Source organism: Plastoroseomonas arctica (assembly GCF_018128965.1).
Taxonomy (GTDB): domain Bacteria; phylum Pseudomonadota; class Alphaproteobacteria; order Acetobacterales; family Acetobacteraceae; genus Plastoroseomonas; species Plastoroseomonas arctica.
Map to the genome: position 1 here is coordinate 41389 of NZ_JAAEDH010000011.1, position 17432 is coordinate 58820.

At 68.3% G+C, this 17432-nt stretch carries 19 protein-coding genes and 1 pseudogene; 4 read left to right on the forward strand and 16 right to left on the reverse strand.

Annotated elements, in window-relative coordinates; all coding sequences use genetic code 11:
- Positions 1–19: 19 nt before the first annotated feature.
- From GXW79_RS10975 to GXW79_RS10990, 5 genes and pseudogenes are all read right to left on the reverse strand, one after another.
- Positions 20–1957, reverse strand: a complete 1938-nt coding sequence (locus GXW79_RS10975) for a glycosyltransferase family 61 protein (protein WP_211874434.1) — start codon at positions 1955–1957, stop codon at positions 20–22.
- Entirely contained in the window at positions 1954–2322 is a 369-nt protein-coding gene (locus GXW79_RS21445; protein ID WP_246503919.1) for a hypothetical protein, read from the reverse strand. Before GXW79_RS21445 ends, GXW79_RS10975 begins: the two co-directional genes overlap by 4 nt.
- Positions 2323–2416: 94 nt before the next feature.
- Positions 2417–2752 (reverse strand): annotated as a pseudogene (locus GXW79_RS21800) (class I SAM-dependent methyltransferase); the annotation flags it as partial.
- A 9-nt stretch (positions 2753–2761) separates the two neighbouring features.
- Complete coding sequence (locus tag GXW79_RS10985) at positions 2762–4009, reverse strand: glycosyltransferase family protein (protein WP_211874436.1); 1248 nt, start codon at positions 4007–4009, stop codon at positions 2762–2764.
- Positions 4010–4012: 3 nt separating this feature from the next.
- Positions 4013–6160: a rhamnosyltransferase WsaF family glycosyltransferase gene (locus GXW79_RS10990; protein ID WP_211874437.1), complete on the reverse strand. Its 2148-nt coding sequence runs from the start codon at positions 6158–6160 to the stop codon at positions 4013–4015.
- 200 nt (positions 6161–6360) lie between these two features.
- Between GXW79_RS10990 and GXW79_RS10995 the strand changes: the two genes are divergently transcribed.
- Together GXW79_RS10995 and GXW79_RS11000 are read left to right on the forward strand one after the other, a co-directional pair.
- Complete coding sequence (locus GXW79_RS10995; RefSeq protein ID WP_211874438.1) at positions 6361–7605, forward strand: serine hydrolase domain-containing protein; 1245 nt, start codon at positions 6361–6363, stop codon at positions 7603–7605.
- A 27-nt stretch (positions 7606–7632) separates the two neighbouring features.
- Positions 7633–8424: an alpha/beta hydrolase gene (locus GXW79_RS11000; RefSeq protein WP_211874439.1), complete on the forward strand. Its 792-nt coding sequence runs from the start codon at positions 7633–7635 to the stop codon at positions 8422–8424.
- Between the two features lie 50 nt (positions 8425–8474).
- On the opposite strand, the gene GXW79_RS11005 is transcribed toward GXW79_RS11000, so the two are convergent.
- Entirely contained in the window at positions 8475–8945 is a 471-nt protein-coding gene (locus GXW79_RS11005) for a molybdopterin-dependent oxidoreductase (RefSeq protein WP_211874440.1), read from the reverse strand.
- Positions 8946–9014: 69 nt separating this feature from the next.
- Between GXW79_RS11005 and GXW79_RS11010 the strand changes: the two genes are divergently transcribed.
- Positions 9015–9212, forward strand: coding sequence for a ribbon-helix-helix domain-containing protein (locus GXW79_RS11010; protein WP_211874441.1), 198 nt, complete (start codon positions 9015–9017; stop codon positions 9210–9212).
- A 6-nt stretch (positions 9213–9218) separates the two neighbouring features.
- Here the strand turns inward: GXW79_RS11010 and GXW79_RS11015 are convergent, their stop codons facing one another.
- On the reverse strand, positions 9219–9437 hold the full coding sequence (locus GXW79_RS11015) for a hypothetical protein (RefSeq protein WP_211874442.1): 219 nt from the start codon (positions 9435–9437) through the stop codon (positions 9219–9221).
- Between the two features lie 193 nt (positions 9438–9630).
- Entirely contained in the window at positions 9631–10509 is an 879-nt protein-coding gene (locus GXW79_RS11020; protein ID WP_211874443.1) for a LysR substrate-binding domain-containing protein, read from the reverse strand.
- 100 nt (positions 10510–10609) lie between these two features.
- Between GXW79_RS11020 and GXW79_RS11025 the strand changes: the two genes are divergently transcribed.
- Positions 10610–10843: a DUF1127 domain-containing protein gene (locus GXW79_RS11025; RefSeq protein WP_211874444.1), complete on the forward strand. Its 234-nt coding sequence runs from the start codon at positions 10610–10612 to the stop codon at positions 10841–10843.
- 91 nt (positions 10844–10934) lie between these two features.
- Here the strand turns inward: GXW79_RS11025 and GXW79_RS11030 are convergent, their stop codons facing one another.
- Genes GXW79_RS11030 through GXW79_RS11065 form a run of 8 tightly spaced genes read right to left on the reverse strand, consistent with a single transcriptional unit; the run spans position 10935 to position 17427 of the window.
- Positions 10935–11618 (reverse strand): 2OG-Fe(II) oxygenase, encoded by a 684-nt coding sequence (locus tag GXW79_RS11030; RefSeq protein ID WP_211874445.1) that lies wholly within the window; start codon positions 11616–11618, stop codon positions 10935–10937.
- Between the two features lie 52 nt (positions 11619–11670).
- Complete coding sequence (locus GXW79_RS11035; RefSeq protein WP_211874446.1) at positions 11671–12726, reverse strand: serine hydrolase domain-containing protein; 1056 nt, start codon at positions 12724–12726, stop codon at positions 11671–11673.
- Entirely contained in the window at positions 12723–13346 is a 624-nt protein-coding gene (gene ureG, locus GXW79_RS11040; RefSeq protein WP_211874447.1) for an urease accessory protein UreG, read from the reverse strand. The genes GXW79_RS11035 and ureG overlap by 4 nt, the downstream gene beginning before the upstream one ends.
- Complete coding sequence (locus tag GXW79_RS11045; protein ID WP_246503920.1) at positions 13343–14056, reverse strand: urease accessory protein UreF; 714 nt, start codon at positions 14054–14056, stop codon at positions 13343–13345. Before GXW79_RS11045 ends, ureG begins: the two co-directional genes overlap by 4 nt.
- The gene (gene ureE, locus GXW79_RS11050) at positions 14004–14516 is read right to left on the reverse strand and encodes an urease accessory protein UreE (protein WP_211874449.1); all 513 of its coding nucleotides are present in this window, start codon (positions 14514–14516) and stop codon (positions 14004–14006) included. Before ureE ends, GXW79_RS11045 begins: the two co-directional genes overlap by 53 nt.
- 1 nt (position 14517) lies before the next feature.
- Positions 14518–15399 (reverse strand): hypothetical protein, encoded by an 882-nt coding sequence (locus GXW79_RS11055; RefSeq protein ID WP_211874450.1) that lies wholly within the window; start codon positions 15397–15399, stop codon positions 14518–14520.
- 10 nt (positions 15400–15409) lie between these two features.
- Positions 15410–17122 carry an urease subunit alpha gene (gene ureC, locus GXW79_RS11060; protein ID WP_211874451.1) on the reverse strand — a complete coding sequence of 571 codons (1713 nt, stop codon included), beginning with the start codon at positions 17120–17122 and terminating at the stop codon, positions 15410–15412.
- Positions 17122–17427 carry an urease subunit beta gene (locus tag GXW79_RS11065; protein ID WP_211874452.1) on the reverse strand — a complete coding sequence of 102 codons (306 nt, stop codon included), beginning with the start codon at positions 17425–17427 and terminating at the stop codon, positions 17122–17124. The genes ureC and GXW79_RS11065 overlap by 1 nt, the downstream gene beginning before the upstream one ends.
- Between the last annotated feature and the right edge of the window lie 5 nt (positions 17428–17432).

Consider the following 17432-nt stretch of genomic DNA (forward strand, 5'->3'; position numbering starts at 1 on the left):
GGTAGGCGTGGTTCAGCTCTCAGGCCCAGCGCCGCACGAAGGCGTAGGCGCTTTCGGGAGCGAAGCGGCGCAGCCGTTCATGAAACTGAGTCAAAGCCTCGGCATCAGCAGCAGCATCGGGAATGGCGCCCACCTGGTCCACGAAGCCTGCCTCCTGCAGCGCCGCCATCGCGCCCCCGACATCGATCGCATGCGGCGCGCGATACACCCGAAAACGCGCAGCCCCCGGCGCGCGATCTTCGAAATGCCCAGTGACCGCGTCGATCCAGGTGACCCGCGCCGCCCCCATCGCCCGCAGCTGATCGTCGAACAGGCCGTCCTGGCTCGGGTTGCGCTTCAGCAGCGCCACCTGCTGGTGCCCGCGCATCGCCATTGCCGCGATATGGGCCGCGGTGCCGGTGGCGGTGATAATGTGCGTTGCGTTCCAGTACAGCCGCAGCTGCTCATCGAGCGAAAGCGCCTCGGGGTAGATGATCGCGTAGCCCTGGGCCTCCAGGCACCGCTCCAGTGCCTTCTCCTGGAACAAGGGCCCGCGATCCTCGCGCAGCCGCGCGCGGGACACGTAGAGACGCGGCGGCGTGGGCGGCCCCGGACCGTCGCAAACCGCTTGCACGGAGCGACGGATGAAGGCGCGGAACAGCGGATGGCTCGCGGCGTCGCTGGGCCGCAAGCTGAGCAGCTGGCTCGGCACCAGCAGCTCCGCCACCCTCATCGGCCTTACTGCGACGCGATGCTTGGTGATGCCGCCGAAGATGCGCAGCAAGTTGGCGACAAAACCGCCCTCGCTATTCATGAAATGTGTGTGGCGCTCGGGCGAGCGGAAATCAAAGCCGCCGGCGCCGAGCGTCGGGTTGTAGGCTGTGAGGAAGATCAGACCGTCCACCGGACCACCGGCGCGCTCGGCCGCCCAGACACGTCCGAGGCAATCCATGAGGAAATGCCCAATATGGCCGTAGATGTGGCCCGCGGCGTAGATCCAACGACCAGGCAACGGCTCGAAGGCGGCGAGCGGGCCAAACGGGGCATCGGGCACATGCGGGCGCACCAGCTGGATGGCGTTGGGCACGATCCGGCCGTCGGCATCGAAGACGCCGCCGCGCATCGTGCGGGCGAATTCCGGCGGCGCATCGGACGGTTGCGGCATATGCGGCATCAAAAGTGCGCCCTCGATGATCTCGATGCTCGGGACCGGGGCGATCGGGCGCAGGTAGCGCAGTGGCGCCTCGGCGCGGAGCGCGTCGTTCCATGCCTGCACCTCGGACGAGGGCAGAAAGTAGCCGGACGCAGCTTGCGGTTCGCCGGCCGCGCGCAGCGCCGGCCCCGCATGCCAGGCGGCCGCCAGCGCCGCTCCGACTAGCCCCGGGTGGCGACCGGAGCGTTCCAGCGCCGCAGTCCAGAGCCGGCCCGCGAGCGCGTGATCGCCACGCGCGGTCGCGATATCCGCCGGCAGACGCAACAGCGCCAGGTTGTCAGGATAGAGGGCCAGCGCCTCGCCCCAAGCCGCCTCCGCCTCGGCATCGCGGGCGTCGTGGTACAGCGCCTCGACATGGCGCAACCAGGGGGTCACCGGCTCGGGCCGCGGTTCGAAGCGCATCCAGCGCGTGTAGGTGCGCGGCTTGCCGGAGGCCACACGACGCCAGCGAACGGCGGCCGACGGCCAGTCCGCGCGCATCGTCGCGATCTCGGCCGCGATGATCAGCGGCACGATGTTCTTCAGGCGCAGCGCGAGGGCGGGTGCGATCGCCGCCTCGGCCACGTCCAGGCGCCCGAGCTTGGCGAGTGCCATAGCGTGGAAAGCATGAAGATCGGTGTCGAGCGGGGTGGCCCCGATCAGCGCCGCGTAGGCAGCCGCCGCCGGCTCGAAGGCACCCGCCGTGAGAAGGTCCCAGGCGGCAGCCGCATCCGTCACCGGTGCCACGACGCTCCCGCCCTCGCCCCCCGCCATCGGCTCGCTCAAATCCGCCCCATCGCGACTTCGTAGGCGATGAGCCCGGCCAGCTTATCCCGGCCCAAGCCAGGCCCGGCGCCATCGGCGGACAGTGCCACGAAGAACTCATGCGTTCCGTGGTGGCGGAAGGCAGCCTCGCGCAGCGTCGTCATGCCCAAGGCGCGCAGATCCTCGATCAGCAGGCGGAAGCTCGATGGAACGAAGCGCCAGCAATGCACGTCCACATACTCCGGCGACGCGCGCGCATGCTCGGCGAGTTTCATTGCCTTGTCGAGCTTGCCGGCGAAGACCGGCGGACGGGCCTCCTGCGGCAACCAGCCGATCGCGCCGCAACCGCGCAGCACGTCGTAAGCGACCGACGTCAGCACTGCCATCGGCGTGGGCCGGGTCCGCTGCTCGGCATGTGCCTGCAGCACCTCGCCCCACGGAGGTCAGCGGATGGATCAGGTCGGACCAGAAGCGCTTGCCCAGCACCGCGAGCACCAGCCGGCCGCCGGGCCGGAGGAAGCGCGCGCAATCGGCGAGGAAGCCGATCAGGTCGGGCGTGTGCCCGATCACGTGGCTCGCGAGGATGAAGTCGTAGGCGCGGTCGGGCGGGATGGTCTCGGTGAGGGGGCGACCGCCGGTCACGTGGTCCACGACCTCGATGCGCGCAATGTCCACGTTCACGGTAGAAGCGTATTTCGACCGCAGGGTGGCTTGATCCGCGTAGTCCACCGTCTCGATGTTGAATCCTTCGGATTTCGGCAGCAGCAGGTTGTAGCTCGGTCCGATATCGAGGCCGAAGCTGCCCGGGGTCAGCATCGACAAAATCTATTCCTCTCGCGCATCGGGTGCTGGCGCGGCAAGGCTGCTCCGGGTGCCGGCAGGCAGGAGCGGCGGCAGCGAGGCAAGCTCGCCGAACGCCGCGCGCTCGATGGCAGGCAATTGCGCGTCGCTGCCATAGCGCGCCATCGCGGACTCCGCAGCCGCGAGCACCACCGGCTGGTAGCGTCCGTCATCGATCATGCGGATCGCCTGGCGGATCTTGTCGGCCCATTCCAGCTCGTTCGCGAGCAGGCCGGTGCGGCCCTCGTCGATCGCCTGGCGGAAGGTGAAGGTGGGCGAGGCGATGGTGAGGGTCGCGACCGCCGCCGCCTCGAAATACTTCAGCTCGGACTTGCTGTTAGTAAAGATGTTGTCCTGCAGCGGCGCGAGGCTGATCTCGGTCGAGCCCACCAGCCGCTGCAGGGTGAGGAAGTCGGTGAAGGGATGGACCTCGATCCGGTGCCGCCAGGGGGCGAGCGCCGGGTGCGGGTCGAGCATGCCAACCAGGCGCACGATCAGGCGCGGCTCCTCGGCCAGTAGCGTCGCGAGGCTCGACGCAACGATCGCGAAATCCCGCGTATGGGTGGGCGAGCCGCTGAAATAGCCGACGTGGATGCGGCCGTTGCGCGCCCAGTTGCCGTCGCGCTTGGCCGCGACGATGGCGCGCGAGACGGCTTCCTGTTCGCGGTTGAGGTAATTGGGCACGATCGCGACAGGCAGGCCGCTGTCGCGCGCGATCTGCTGGCCGAGAAAGGCGTTCGTCGTGATGACGCCGTCGCACAGCCGCAGCGCCGCGCCCATGCGCCCGATATAGGAAAACCAGTAATCCCAGTTGCCGGCCGGCCCGGTGTCCTGGTTGAGCGAGTTCATCAGCAGCTCGATGTGGCGCGTGTCGCAGACCAAATCGTCGACATCGAACAGGATGCGCGCGCCTCCGGCCCGCGCGCGCGCCACCAGCTGCACGACCGGCGTGTCGTAGCGCACGCGGCCGAGGATCAGCACGTCGGCCGCATCGGCGACGCGCCCGAGCCGCTCGCCATCGGCGCGGCAGAACCAGGCCGCGCCGGTGTCGGGCGCGACCGCGTTCACCGTCTGAACCATGTTGTAGCAGCGGTAGCGGAAGGTGCTGTTGTCCGGCTCGGTGTAGTAGTACGCGATGCGGCGCCGGCGCGCGGTCAGCGCCTGGAAGCGCGTTTCGAAATCATCCTGCCACGGATCGGTGTAGCGGGCGGCGAACGGCAAGCCGATGAACATCGCTCAACCGGCCTCGAGCCAGTCGAGCGTGCTCGCGAAGGCCGAGGTCCAGGAGCGCTGCAGCCCCTGCCTCGCGTGGTTGGCCGCACGCCGCTCAGCGTCGCGGGCCAGGGCCACGCCGGCGCGCAGCCCCTCGACCAGGGCCGCGACGCTGGGCTCGGTGCAGATCAGGTTCTCCGAATAGGCATCGAGGGCCTGCTTCGCGCCGAAGCGGTTGGTCACCGCCACCGCGCCGCAGGCGACGAGGTCGAGCGGCGGGTAGCTCGGATGCGGCGTGAGCATCAGCGACAGCCCGAGATCCATGCGGCGCATCATCGCCACGTAGCGATCCCAGGTCAGCCCTTCCACCACGGTGACCGGCACGCCGCCCGGAAGCGTCAGGCGCGGCAGCTCGCGTCCGACGAAATGGAAGTGCCAGTCATCGGGCGCGAGGACCCCCTGCCCGATCGCGGCGCCGAGCGCCTCCATGCCGCGCAGATAGAGGTTCCGCGGATTGTTCGGCCGTGCGTAGAAGAAGAAGTTCATCCGGCGGCGCGCGCTGCGGTCGGGGTAGTAGGCGGCATCGGGGAAGGCCGGCTCGAACCAGTGCGCCTCGGTGTCGAGTCCAGCGATCCCGGTAGCGGCGAGATGGTCGCGCAGCAGGCGTGTGTTGACCGCGCGCTTCAGGCCGGGCGTGCCCATCACCTCCTGCGCCCGCAGCCAGTCGTCGCCGAGCGGATAGAACATCCGCTCATCCTCCTGCACGATGTAAGCGACCTTCTCGGGCTTGATGGCGCCAAGCGTATTGGCCGTGGACCACCAAGAGGTGGTGAGGAACATGTCCTCGGACGCGACGTCGACCGGTTTGCCGCCGTCGAACAGGGCCGCGTCGCGGAATTCCACATGCTCGGGCGGCACCACGCCCAGCGCTCCGAGCAGTGCGGCGACATTGTCGCGCACGGGTTCCGCGCGCAGGGTCACGATGCGCAGCCCGGCACCGCGCCGCCGGGCCCAGAGCGCCGCCAGGATGGTTGCCGTGCCGACACCGCCGAAGAAGCTGTCGGCGGCGATCGAGTCCGTCACCAGCGTCAGGCGCGGGCGCAAGGCGTGGTCGATGGCGAAGACCGGCAGCGGTCGCAGCGTGTCGAGGCGGCGGGCAAGGATATCGGCGGTCGAGACCGACGCGGGCGCCACGGCCTCGACATCAACCACACGCAAAACCGTCTCCGTCTGCGGCGCGAAGCTCACTTCGATCGGCAGAGTCAGCTCGGGCGGTGGCGGGGCGATCAGGTTGCGCAGGGCATCCACGGGCGACACGCCGCGTGCGCGCAGCCGTCGCAGGCGCGCGGGCATGCGGTGCGGCGTCGCGGCCCACCAGCCGATCCGCGCCCCGGCGACCACCACGCGCCCAACCGGTGCGGGCATGCCGGCCACGATCCCCCGCACCATGGCACTGGCCCGCGCGGTGGGGTTGAGGCGCGACGCCTGCGGCGGCGCCGGGGGCGGGGCCGCGGGCGGCGAAGTGGCGTGGGCGTAATGGGCGCGCAGCGCCGCGATGCCGGCGAGCTGATCCCGGGCCATGTCCAGCTGCTCGCCCAGTGCGATGCTGGCCGCATGCAGCCGCTCGACCATGCGCGATCCTTCGGCGCCGTCGCCTGACGCGCCGGGACGCGAAGCCCGCGCATCGGCAAGGCCCTGGCGCAGGCGCAGCGTCTCGGCATGGGCGAGCAGCGCCGCACCCGACGGCGCCTCGCCCCGGCGCAGCAGCATCGCCCGCGGCGCGAGGAAGGAGGCGTCGTAGAGCAGGTCCGGCCAGAGGCCATGCGCGCCGAAGGCCCGCATCCAGTCGATTGCGCTGCCGTCGGGCGCCAGCGCGAGCACCACTGCCTCGGCCGTCGCCGCGAGCCTGCCGATGGCGCCCTCATCGGCCGCCATTTCCTGCGCCCAGGGGCCGGCGATGACCAGGTCGTGGCGGAACCCGGGCGGGGCGGCGAGAGGATCGACCGTGTCCGCGGCCACCGCCTCCACCCCGCGCGCCTTGAAAGCCGGCGCCAGCGGCTCGGCAACCGTCCCGGTCAGGAACACGCGGCGCGGCGCCAGGCCATGGATGATGCGCTGAACGAGGGCCTCATGGCCATCGGCGCATGTGGCGTCATGGGGCGCTTCGGCCATGCGGGAGAGCCTCGGAGTGGGAGCCTGGCCGCCTCGATGGCGGATATGTGCCCGTGACTAGACTGCACGGGCATCGGTAACAACCCTTGATGGCTCCCATGTGATGGCGCACCACCTGCCGCCGCATGGCTGGCCCAACCCGCCGTTTCACGCCAAGCTCCCCTCTCCCCCGCCGGTCCGGCGCAGCAGGAGCCCCCCGCATGGCCACCATCGCCTTCGCCAATCCGCCGCTGCCCGAGGCCGAGCCCGCCGCCCAGGGCGTCTCCCCCACCCGCCTCGCCCGCCTCGGCGCCGCCCTCGAGCGAGAGATCGAGGCCCGCCGCCTGCCCGGCTGCGTGGTCGCCATCGCCCGCCACGGCAAGCTCATCCACGCCGCCGCGCATGGCGCGATCGACCCCGAGTCCGGCCGCCCGATGCCCGCCGACGCGGCCTTCGCCATCGCGTCCATGACCAAGCCCATCACCGGCGCCACGGCGCTGTCGCTGATGCAGGAAGGCCGGCTGCTGGCGACCGATCCGGTCGCCGAATACCTGCCCGCCTTCGCGAAGATCCGCGTCGCGATCGAGACCCAGGCGATGCTCTCCGGCTCCGGCCCGCTGGAGACCCGCCCCGCGACCCAGACCATGACCGTGCTGGACGCAATGCGGCACACCACCGGATTCGTCTATGGCGGCGCCGGGCGCGGGACCACCGCCGTCCACACCTCCTATCCCGGCGGCTCGGGCCTGTTCCAGGACGGCCCCACCTCGGACCAGGCCGAAGCCCTGCTCGCCGGACTGGCGCTGCGCCATGAGCCCGGCACCGTCTGGGAATACGGCTTCTCGACCGACGTGCTCGGCCTGGTGGTCGAGCGCGCCTCCGGCCTGCGGCTGGGCGATGCGATGGTTCAGCGCATCACCGGCCCGCTCGGCATGGCCGAGACCTCGCAGACGCTCGATCCCGCGCGCCTCGAGCGCTTCGCCAAGCCCTTCGCGGCCGACCCGCTGACCGGGGCGGCGCAGAAGGTGCCGCACTACACCACGCAACCGGCGATGGACCCCGGCGGCACCGGCCTCACCTCCACCGCCTCGGACTATCTCCGCTACGCGCAGATGCTGCTCGACCGCGGCCGCTGGGGCGGCGAGCAGGTGCTCGCGCCCCGCATCGTGGACTGGATGGCGTCCGATCACCTCGGCCCCGACGTGCGCAATACCATCGCGAGCTTCGACGCGTCGCTCGCCGGCTATGGCTTCGGCGCCACGGTCGCCGTGCGCACCCGCCCGGGCGTGGCGGGGCTGCTCGGCAAGACCGGGCTGTTCGGCTGGTCGGGCGTGTACGGGACGAATTTCTGGGTGGACCCGGCCTCGGGCCTCGCGGTGGTGTTCATGGCGCATGCGCCGGGCGAGCTGCGCAAGCGCTACCGCCGGCTGGTCAATACGCTGGTCTACCAGGCGCTTGACGACTAGTCCGCAACGCATTCGAGGAGGAACACCATGGACCGCCGAGCCGTCTTCGCCGGGGCCGCCGTGCTGGCCGCCGCCGGCGCCGCCCAGGCCCAGACACCCGCCACGGCGGGAAAAACCTTCGTGCTGGTGCACGGCGCGTGGGGCGGCGGCTGGATCTGGAAATTCACCGCCGATGGGCTGCGCCAGAAGGGCCACCGCGTCTTCACGCCCACCCAGACCGGCCTGGGCGAGCGCCGCCACCTCCTCGCGCGCACCATTTCCATCGACACCTTCGTCGATGACATCGCCGGCGTGCTGGAGGCCGAGGAACTCACCGACGTGATCCTGGTCGGCCATTCCTTCGGCGGCTTCGCGGTCACGGGTGTGGCCGATCGCCTGCCCGAGCGTATCCGCCACCTGGTCTACCTCGACGCACTGCTGCCCGAGAACGGCGAGACCGCCTTCTCCGTGCTGCCGCCAGGCATCGAGGCCGCGCGGCGCCAGACGGTGAACGAGCAGGGCGGTGGCGTCGCACTCCCGGTGCCCCCGCTCTCCGCCTTCCCGCTGCCCGAGGACGTGCGGCAATGGTTCGGCCGCCGCCTCGCGCCGCACCCCTTCGGCACCTACGACACGCCGATCCGCCTCAAGGCGCCGCCCGGGGCCGGCCGCCCGGTGACCTACGTGTCCTACACCAACCCCGCGCTGGCCTCGATCGAGCCCAGCCGGGCGCGGGCGCGGGCCAAGCAGGGTCCGGACTGGCGCTACATGGAACTCGACGTGCCGCACGATGCCCAGGCCGCGGTGCCCGCACGGATCATCGCGCTGCTCGAGGGGATGTAGGCGGCGCGGATCCTGGCCGGTGCGCTGCGAACAGCGCGCCGGCGCCCATGCTAGGGCAGCTGCACCAGCTCGATCCGGTTAACCCGGAACACCGACCGGGCGCGGCGCAGATCGCCCTCCACCACCAGCCGGAACGGCCCCTCGGCGGCGTCGAGCGGCTCCGCGGCGCGGCGGTCGGCCAGGATCACCTGCGTGCCGCGCGCGCCGGGGTCGATCTCCGCAAGGCTGAGCGTCGCGGCATAGCCATCGCTCGCGCGCACGACGACGACCACGCGCAGCGCCGCGCCGCGCATCGCCTGGCCGAAGGGTGCGCCCACGCGTTCGAGGAGCGCTACCAGCGGCACGCCGCTGTAGGAGGCCGCCTCCCGCCCCGGGCCACGCACCGTCACATGCGGCAGCGCCGCGATCTCGGCCGCGGGAACGCTCACCTCGCGCCCATCGATGCCGCGCACCACCACCTCCTGCGCCATGGCGGGCAAGGCGAGCAGCAGCAGAACACCGATCAGGACTATCCGACGCATCGTCATTCTCCCCAGTCGTGCGCGCACATATCGCATGGCACCGGAGGCGCTGCCCAGATAGGCTTGCGCATGGCCGAGACCACGCGAATCTCCCTCACCCTGTCCGCCGATCTCGCGGAGACGCTGCGCGAGGCCGTCGCCTCGGGCGACTACGCGAACCGCGCCGAAATCCTGCGCGACGCGCTGCGGCAGTGGCGGGACAAGCGCTCCCAGGTGCAGATCGCGACGCCGCTGCGCACCCGCGGCAAGGAAATCTGGATCAAGTAGCCGGGCTCAGTCGCCGAGCTTGGAAAAATTCCGCCGCACCGCGCGCCGCGCCGGCGCCAGGGCCGCCGCCTGGACGTGGGCCGGCGACGCGCCGCGCATGACCGCGCGTCCGGCCGCGAAGGCGCCCTCGGTGAAGGCCCTCTGCTTCTCCACCGCCATGCCGGCAAGCGTCTTCGCCGCCTGTGGGTCTGTGAACAGCTGCGCGCCGCGGGTCATGAACACCATCCCGGCACTCCATGCGAACAGGCCCATGGACCAGGGAGAAGGCACGCGTGATTTTTTTGCCATGCGCAGAGTGTGGCGTCGCATCGTGCCGCTGCCCAGGCGGGCCACGCGCCGAAGCGATCATTTCGGGTCGCTCGGCATGCTTCTCGCGCGGGTTTGACCACGGCTGGGCGTTTCGCCGCGGCGCGCGTGCTCAGGGCGCTTCGGCGAAGCCGCGCACGATGCCTGCAGCAAGCGCCATCGCGGCGGGGCTGCCGGCCACGCTGCGGCTCTGCAGCAGCTCGATCCCCATGTCAGGCAGCGCCGGCAGGCCATCCGCCGCCCCGAGCCAGGCGAGGCCCTCGGGCAGCGGCGCGGTGGTGCTGACCGTGACGCCGAGTCCCGCGAGGGCCAGAGTGAAGCAGCCGGCCTGCGTCGCGCTGTTGTAGGTGACGCGGCAGGCGCGCCCAATCCCGTGCAGCGCATCCAGCGCCGCCTCGCGCCAGGTGCAGCCGTGATGGGCCAGCACCAGCGGCATCGGGTCGCGCCGATGCGTGCCGTGGCGCGTGCTGCCGACCCAGCGCAGCGGTCCTCGCCAGACCTCCTGCCCCGTCCAGCCCGGTGCCGCATGCCCTTCGGTCAGCAACGCGAGGTCGAGCAGGCCGACCTCCATGCGTCCGGCCAAAGTTTCGGAGTTGAAGCACACCACCTCGACCTCGACGGCCGGGTGGGTCTCAGCGAAATCGGCGAGGATGGTCGGCAGCCAGCGCAGCGCGTAGTCGTCCGGCACGCCGAGGCGCACATGGCCGACCAGTGCGGGTTCCCAGAAGCCGGTCCAGATCTGGTCGTTCAGCGCGAGCACCTGGCGCGCGCGGTCGAGCAGCCAGGCGCCGTGCGGCGTCGGCGACAGGCCGCGCCCGTTACGGTGCAACAGCGGCTTGCCCAAAAAATCCTCCAGCCGCTTGATCTGCATCGACACGGCCGACTGCGTGCGGCCAACGCGCGCGGCCGCGCGGGTGACGGAGCCACCCTCGGCGATGAGCACGAAGGCGCGGAGCAGATCGGGGTCGAGGCCCGGCGGGACGGCCAGCATGAAGATCAATGTCCTTGATGATTCACCTCAACACTATGCATTTCTCTTATCTCCATTGCAACGGCAGAGTATCGGCACATCGCAACCCAAGGAGGATCCGATGTCCGGCCTGACCCTGACCCGCTCTGCCACCGCCCCAGTGGCCGCCACCCGCCTGAACCCGTTCCGCGTCTTCGCACGCGTGGTCGGCGCGGCGTACCGCGCCGCAGCGACGCGCCAGGAGCTGGTCGGGATGGATGACCGGATGCTGCGCGACATCGGCATCACCCGCGTCGACGCGCTGCGCGAGGCGGCGCGCAAGCCCTGGGACCAGGCGCCGACACGGCGGGATTGACCGCGCAGTACCGACAGTGTCCGGCGCCCGGCAACGTGGCGCCGGATCTGTTTTCTTGAGATCGGAGCGGCGGTAAGGTCGCCTTACTGTTTTACGCGGCATTGTGGAATATCACGCCGAGCGTGTGCCGCGCCCCCCAGGTCACCCGACTGACCCCGTGGCGCAGCTTGACCCGGTAGGTGCCGCGCGTGCCCTGCACCGGACGCTCGGCGACGGCGAAAACCACAGCCTCGCCCTGCCGGAGAGGCACGACCTCGGCGCGGGATTGCATGCGCGGGCGCTGCTCGGTGAGGACGAAGGCGCCGCCGCCGAATTCGGCATCCGGCCTGGAGAGCAGGATCGCGACCTGGAGGGGAAACACCTCCGCGCCGTAGAGGTCCTGGTGCAGGCAATTATAGTCGCCGGCGCCGTAACGCAGCAGCAGCGGCGTGGGCTTCTGCTGCCCCGCCGCGTGGCAGCGTTCAAGGTATTCGGCGTGGGTCGCGGGATAGTCGCGCCCGGTCCAGCGATGGGCGATGCCCACCAGGCGGGGCCAGAATCCGGTGCGCATTCCGGCGACGAGCGGCGGCAGTGGATGCGCGAAATACTGGTACTCGCCGCGCCCGAAGCCGTGGCGCGCCATGACCACGCGGCTGCGGAAGTGTTCGGGTTCGTCGTAGAGCGCAACCAGCGCGGCGCATTGTTCGGGGCTGAGCAGCGGCCCCGTTGCGGCGGCGCCATAGGCGTCGAGATCGGCCTCGATGCGGGGCCAATCGAGCGTGTCGATATCGGTCATGCCGCGGATGGAAGCATGCCGGCGCGGCGGCGTCCCTCCGCCGGTTGCGCCGCTACGCCAGCGCCGCGCGCACCTTGCCGATGAAGCCATCGAGTGCCGCCGGGTCCAGCCAGCGGCTGACCGCGACGATGCCGCTCGACGGGTCGATCCAGATGGTGTTGCCGCCGGCACCGGAGGCGAAGAGCGCATCCTTGGGCGCCGAGGGCAGCCGCTTGCCGTCGGAGTTCAGCCACCACAGGAAGCCGTAGCTCGGGTTCAGCGCGCAGGGCGTGGTGCTGGCCTCGATCCAGGATTCCGGCAGGATGCGCACACCGTTCCACGCGCCGCGGCCGAGCATAAGCATGCCGATGCGCGCCTGGTCCTCGGCATGCATCACCACGCCGCCGCCCCAATGCCCGCCGCCAGAGACCGACTGCATGCGCTGCCCGTCGATCTCGACCCAGCTGGTGCGATAGCCCTCCCAGCGCCAGTCGGCGGAGCCGCCGAGGGGACCGAGGATGCGTTCGCGGAATACGTCAGGAAGCGGCCGGCGGAACAGCCGCAGCAGGCACAGCGCGAGGCGGTTCACGCGCACGTCGTTGTATTCCCAATAGCTGCCGGGCGGATTCATCGGCCGCGCCTGGCCTTTCTGGCCCTTGCCCTCGACGACGAGGTTGCGGCCGCGATCGATGATGTCGGACTTGCCGAACAGCGTGCCTTCCCATTCGGAGGTGTTCGTCAGGATGTGGCGCCACGTGATCGGTGCGTTCTGCGGCGTCTCGAACCCGCCATCGGTGATGGTCGCGCCGATGCGGGCATCGAGATCGGGGATCAGCCCATCGGCATGGGCGAGGCCCGCGAGCAGCGAGAGGTAGGATTTCGCGACCGAGAAGGTCATGTCCGCCTGGCGCGTGTCGCCCCAGGACGCGACCAGCTTGCCGTTGCGGGTGATCAGACCATTGGGCGCGCCGCGCGGGCTCACGGGGCCGAGGATCTCGTTGTCCGGCGGCCCTTCGAAATAGCCATGTGCAATGTGCGACGCGATGTCGTGCGGCCAGGGCGTCTCATGCGCGGCGGCGAAGGCCACGGCGTCCGCGAGCTTGCGCGCATCGGAACCGGTCGTGCTCATGCCGGGATACCGCCCTGCTCAAGGATGAAGGCGGCGATTTCTGGCACGCCCTGCTCGATCTTGAGGTTGGTGAAAATGAACGGCCGCGCGCCGCGCATGCGCTTCGCGTCGCGGTCCATCACGCCGAGATCCGCACCCACGAGCGGCGCCAGATCAGTCTTGTTGATGATGAGCAGATCCGAGCGTGTGATGCCCGGCCCGCCCTTTCGCGGGATCTTGTCGCCGGCCGAGACGTCGATGACATACAGCATCAGGTCCGCCAGCTCCGGACTGAAGGTGGCGGCGAGATTGTCGCCGCCGGATTCGATGAACAGCACCTGCAGCGCAGGAAAGCGCTCGCTCATCTCCGCGACGGCAGCGAGGTTGATCGAGGCATCCTCGCGGATCGCGGTGTGCGGGCAGCCGCCGGTCTCCACGCCCATGATGCGCTCGGGCGCAAGCGCGCCGGAGCGGGTGAGGAATTCGGCATCCTCCTTGGTGTAGATGTCGTTGGTGATGGCGGCGATGTCGTGCGTCGCGCGCAGATGCTTGCAGAGCCGGTCGACCAGTGCCGTCTTGCCCGACCCCACGGGACCGCCGACGCCGACGCGGAAAGGGCCGTGGGGATAGGGTGCGCTCATGAGCGGAACAGCCTCGTGTATTGCGTCTCGTGACGCATGGAAAACAGGTCGATCATCGGCGATGCGGTGCCCAGATCGTCGAGATCGGCCGCCAGCGCGGCCTCGGTCGCGGCGGTGATGGCGGGCAGCAGGCCCGCCGTCACGCGCTGCCCATCGGTCTGACCGAGCGGCACCAGCCGCACGCCGGCGGAGGTGAGGTTGGCGGCAAACGCTGTAAGATAGGCGAAGACCGCGTCGCGCGGTGGAATGGCGGCGAAGCGGCAGGCGGCGCCGAAGGCGGACGCATGCGCCAGCCGCTTGGGATGGCGCGCGCAGAATGCGGCGAAGCCTGCGTCCGGCCAGGCGGCCATCGTGACCAGCGCGAAGGCGTTGCCCTGCGCCGTGCTCTCCAGCGCCGTCTCGGCGGTGCCGCGCCAGGCGAAGGCGAGTTCGGCAATGGCGTCGAGAGCGGCGTCATCCACAGCGGCGATCGCAGCGGCGCAGAGCGCACCATCAATGTGGCCGGCGCCGTCGTGCAGCACGGTGCGGATGTAGGCGGCGAGCGTCGCGGCGTCGCACACCGCGCCATCCTCGACCGCCGCCTCGATGCCGTGGCTGTAGGTATATGCGCCGACCGGATAGGCGGGCGAGGTCCAGGCGAGCAGGCGCGCGAAATCCTCAGTGGTCATGGTGGTGGTGATGGCCGTCGCCATGATCATGCGAGTGGCCATGGCCCTTGTGCTCGCCATAGGCGCCGCCTTCGGGATGGAAGGGCGCCTGAACCGCTTCGACGGTCGCGCCCAGGCCGCGCAGCATGGCGGTGATGACGTGGTCCTCGCGGATCAGGATGCGGCTGCCTTCGATCTGCGTCGGCAGATGCCGGTTGCCCAGGTGCCAGGCGAGCCGCATCAGCAGTTCCGGTGTGGCCGCGGTGATCTGCGTGAGCGGTTCGGGCGCCGCGCGCACCAGGATGACGCCGCCGCCTTCGAGCAGCAGGCCGTCGCCATCGCGCAGTGCCACCGCCTCATCGAGATCAAGAAGAAATTCGGTGCCGTTCGCGCCGGTGTAGCGACGGCGGCGACGGAACCGCTCGTCGAAGTCGAGCGTGACGGTGTCGCGCGCGGTCCGTGCCACCCAGTCGCCGGCGGGCAGGACGCGGGTCGCGCGGGGCAGAAATTCTTTGGCGCCCATTTTACCCAACTTTTTCACTATACGCCGCTTGCACTAATTCCCTAAGTTGATCGAGTTTTTCTGGTTTGCCGTCTACGTCAGCAGGCCTGATCAAAAATCGATAATTTTTGAACCAATTGTCATAAGGCAATGTATCGAACCCTGTCGATTCAACCCAGGAGTCGTATTGCTGTATTTGCGGTAAAGCCACTTGAAATTCCAAAGATTTTTTCTTTGGCTTGAATAGCACAAAGTTATTTGCAATTTTATTTATTGTAATACCGACATAGTGTTTAGTATAATTTAGCTCGCATTTACTATCTATTTTCCGTATTATGTTTGCATGAATTTGTTTCATTATTCCAATGATCTCAAGAGGATAATTTTTCTCCCATTTGGTTGGGTCAATAGTTGCCTGCTGAAGATCTTCTTCGTCCAGCGGGGCTCTAATATTTTCGTCTAGCACCTTTGTGAAAACCACGGTAACTGCATCTTTAACCTTTATAGCTTGGACCTGCATAGCGATAAGTGGAATATGTCCGTTGAACAGACTAATTACGTTCAAGAATCTAGCATTTATCTCCTCAGCAATTATAACTGCACAGTGGTCATATTGAGGATATCTTTTTTTTTCGATATTCCAATACTCAATGGTTCGAACAATATGAGTTTCGTCAACGGCTCCTAACTGAAGTTCAACTTCATATCGCCGACGACCCTCAGAATCTGCAAGAAGTAAGTCTAACCGACCGGCTCTTGGTTGGCGTCTCTCTTTCGAAAGGAGTTCAACATCCCCCAAACCCAAGACGGAAGGATCATTTGCAATAATTCCTTGCAACCATTTCTCAGTATATTTTGCATCAATTTTCATTCGTATAGGCTCTAAGCGAACGTAATCAGACATTTGCGGTCCCTCAAAACAGGAAGTAGCGCTGCGCCATGGGCAGCAACTTCGCCGGCTCGCAGATCAGCAACTCGCCATCGGCGCGCACCTCATAGGTCTCAGCATCCACTTCGATCTTCGGCAGCGCGTCGTTCAGCACCATGTCGCGCTTCGAGATGCCGCTGCGCGTGTTGGTCACCGGCAGGCAGATGCGGTTTAGCGCGAGCTGCCGCGGAATGCCGGCATCGATCCCGGCCTGCGACAGGAAGGTGATCGAGCTCGCCTGCATCGCACGCCCGAAGCTGCCGAACATGGGGCGGTAGTGCACCGGCTGCGGCGTCGGGATCGAGGCGTTGGGGTCGCCCATCGGCGCCATGGCGATGGTGCCGCACTTCAGGACCATCTCCGGCTTCACGCCGAAGAAGGCCGGCGACCACATGACAAGATCCGCGTACTTGCCCACCGCGATCGAGCCGACATGCGCGCCGATGCCCTGGCTGATCGCGGGGTTGATGGTGTATTTCGCGATGTAGCGTCGTGCGCGGAGATTGTCGTTGTCGCCGGTCTCGCCGGGCAGACGGCCGCGCTGCTGTTTCATCTTGTGCGCGGTCTGCCAGGTCCGGATGATCACCTCGCCCACGCGCCCCATCGCCTGGCTGTCCGAGCTCATCATGGAGATGGCGCCGAGGTCGTGCAGGATGTCCTCGGCCGCGATGGTCTCCCGCCGGATGCGCGATTCAGCGAAGGCAACATCCTCGGGAATGCGCGGGTCGAGGTGATGGCAGACCATGAGCATGTCCAGGTGCTCGTCGATGGTGTTCACCGTGTAGGGCATGGTCGGGTTGGTCGAGGAGGGCAGCACGTTCGGCTCGCCCACCAGGCGCAGGATGTCGGGCGCATGGCCGCCGCCGGCACCCTCGGTGTGGAAGGCCTGCACGGTGCGGCCAGCGAGTGCCTTGATAGTTTCCTCGACGAAGCCCGCCTCGTTCAGCGTGTCGCTGTGGATGGCCACCTGCACATCCATCGAATCCGCGACGGTCATGCAGTTGTGGATCGCCTGCGGCGTGGTGCCCCAATCCTCGTGCAACTTAAGGCCCGCCGCACCGCCTTCGATCTGTTCGCGGAGCGAAGCCGGCAGCGCCGCATTGCCCTTGCCCAGAAATCCCAAATTCATCGGAAAGGATTCCGCGGCCATGAGCATTCGCGCCATGTGCCACGGCCCCGGCGTGGAGGTGGTCGCGAGCGTGCCATGGGCGGGGCCGGTGCCGCCGCCGAACATGGTGGTCACACCCGAGGCCAGCGCCTCCTCGATCTGTTGCGGACAGATGAAATGAATATGCACGTCGAGTCCGCCGGCGGTGAGGATGCGCCCCTCGCAGGCGATGATCTCGGTGCCCGGCCCGATGACGATGTCCACACCATTCTGCGTATCCGGATTGCCGGCCTTGCCGATCGCCGCGATGCGCCCGTCCTTCAGCCCCACGTCGGCCTTCACAATGCCCCAGTGATCGAGGATCAGCGCATTGGTGATGACGGTGTCCATCGCGCCCTCGGCGCGCGTCTTCTGCGACTGGCCCATGCCGTCGCGGATGACCTTGCCGCCGCCGAACTTCACCTCCTCGCCATGGGTGGTGAAGTCGCGCTCGACCTCGATGAACAGGTCGGTGTCGGCAAGGCGCACCTTGTCGCCCGTGGTCGGGCCATACATGCCGGCATAGGCGGATCGCGACAGGCGCGCGGGCATCAGAGCGGCCCCTCGATGGCGCCATGGAAGCCGTGCACGATGCGCGCGCCGCCGAAGGGGATGAGGTTCACGCTGCGGGACTGCCCAGGCTCAAAGCGAATGGCGGTGCCGGCGGCAATGTCGAGGCGCATGCCGCGCGCCTGGGCACGGTTGAAGCTGAGCGCTGGGTTGGTCTCGAAGAAATGGTAGTGGCTGCCGACCTGCACCGGGCGATCGCCGGTATTGGCGACCTCCATCGCGACGGCCACGGCGCCGACGTTGATCTCGATATCGCCATCGCCGGTGATGATTTCGCCTGGGATCATGGGGG

What these genes read in the sequence shown, in the direction of transcription:
- GXW79_RS21445 (WP_246503919.1), bottom strand. Translation starts at nt 2,322, where the DNA reads ATGGCAGTGCTGACGTCGGTCGCTTACGACGTGCTGCGCGGTTGCGGC.
- GXW79_RS10985 (WP_211874436.1), bottom strand. Translation starts at nt 4,009, where the DNA reads ATGTTCATCGGCTTGCCGTTCGCCGCCCGCTACACCGATCCGTGGCAG.
- GXW79_RS10990 (WP_211874437.1), bottom strand. Translation starts at nt 6,160, where the DNA reads ATGGCCGAAGCGCCCCATGACGCCACATGCGCCGATGGCCATGAGGCC.
- GXW79_RS10995 (WP_211874438.1), top strand. Translation starts at nt 6,361, where the DNA reads ATGGCCACCATCGCCTTCGCCAATCCGCCGCTGCCCGAGGCCGAGCCC.
- GXW79_RS11000 (WP_211874439.1), top strand. Translation starts at nt 7,633, where the DNA reads ATGGACCGCCGAGCCGTCTTCGCCGGGGCCGCCGTGCTGGCCGCCGCC.
- GXW79_RS11005 (WP_211874440.1), bottom strand. Translation starts at nt 8,945, where the DNA reads ATGCGTCGGATAGTCCTGATCGGTGTTCTGCTGCTGCTCGCCTTGCCC.
- GXW79_RS11010 (WP_211874441.1), top strand. Translation starts at nt 9,015, where the DNA reads ATGGCCGAGACCACGCGAATCTCCCTCACCCTGTCCGCCGATCTCGCG.
- GXW79_RS11015 (WP_211874442.1), bottom strand. Translation starts at nt 9,437, where the DNA reads ATGGTGTTCATGACCCGCGGCGCGCAGCTGTTCACAGACCCACAGGCG.
- GXW79_RS11020 (WP_211874443.1), bottom strand. Translation starts at nt 10,509, where the DNA reads ATGCTGGCCGTCCCGCCGGGCCTCGACCCCGATCTGCTCCGCGCCTTC.
- GXW79_RS11025 (WP_211874444.1), top strand. Translation starts at nt 10,610, where the DNA reads ATGTCCGGCCTGACCCTGACCCGCTCTGCCACCGCCCCAGTGGCCGCC.
- GXW79_RS11030 (WP_211874445.1), bottom strand. Translation starts at nt 11,618, where the DNA reads ATGACCGATATCGACACGCTCGATTGGCCCCGCATCGAGGCCGATCTC.
- GXW79_RS11035 (WP_211874446.1), bottom strand. Translation starts at nt 12,726, where the DNA reads ATGAGCACGACCGGTTCCGATGCGCGCAAGCTCGCGGACGCCGTGGCC.
- ureG (WP_211874447.1), bottom strand. Translation starts at nt 13,346, where the DNA reads ATGAGCGCACCCTATCCCCACGGCCCTTTCCGCGTCGGCGTCGGCGGT.
- GXW79_RS11045 (WP_246503920.1), bottom strand. Translation starts at nt 14,056, where the DNA reads ATGGCCACTCGCATGATCATGGCGACGGCCATCACCACCACCATGACC.
- ureE (WP_211874449.1), bottom strand. Translation starts at nt 14,516, where the DNA reads ATGGGCGCCAAAGAATTTCTGCCCCGCGCGACCCGCGTCCTGCCCGCC.
- GXW79_RS11055 (WP_211874450.1), bottom strand. Translation starts at nt 15,399, where the DNA reads ATGTCTGATTACGTTCGCTTAGAGCCTATACGAATGAAAATTGATGCA.
- ureC (WP_211874451.1), bottom strand. Translation starts at nt 17,122, where the DNA reads ATGCCCGCGCGCCTGTCGCGATCCGCCTATGCCGGCATGTATGGCCCG.
- GXW79_RS11065 (WP_211874452.1), bottom strand. Translation starts at nt 17,427, where the DNA reads ATGATCCCAGGCGAAATCATCACCGGCGATGGCGATATCGAGATCAAC.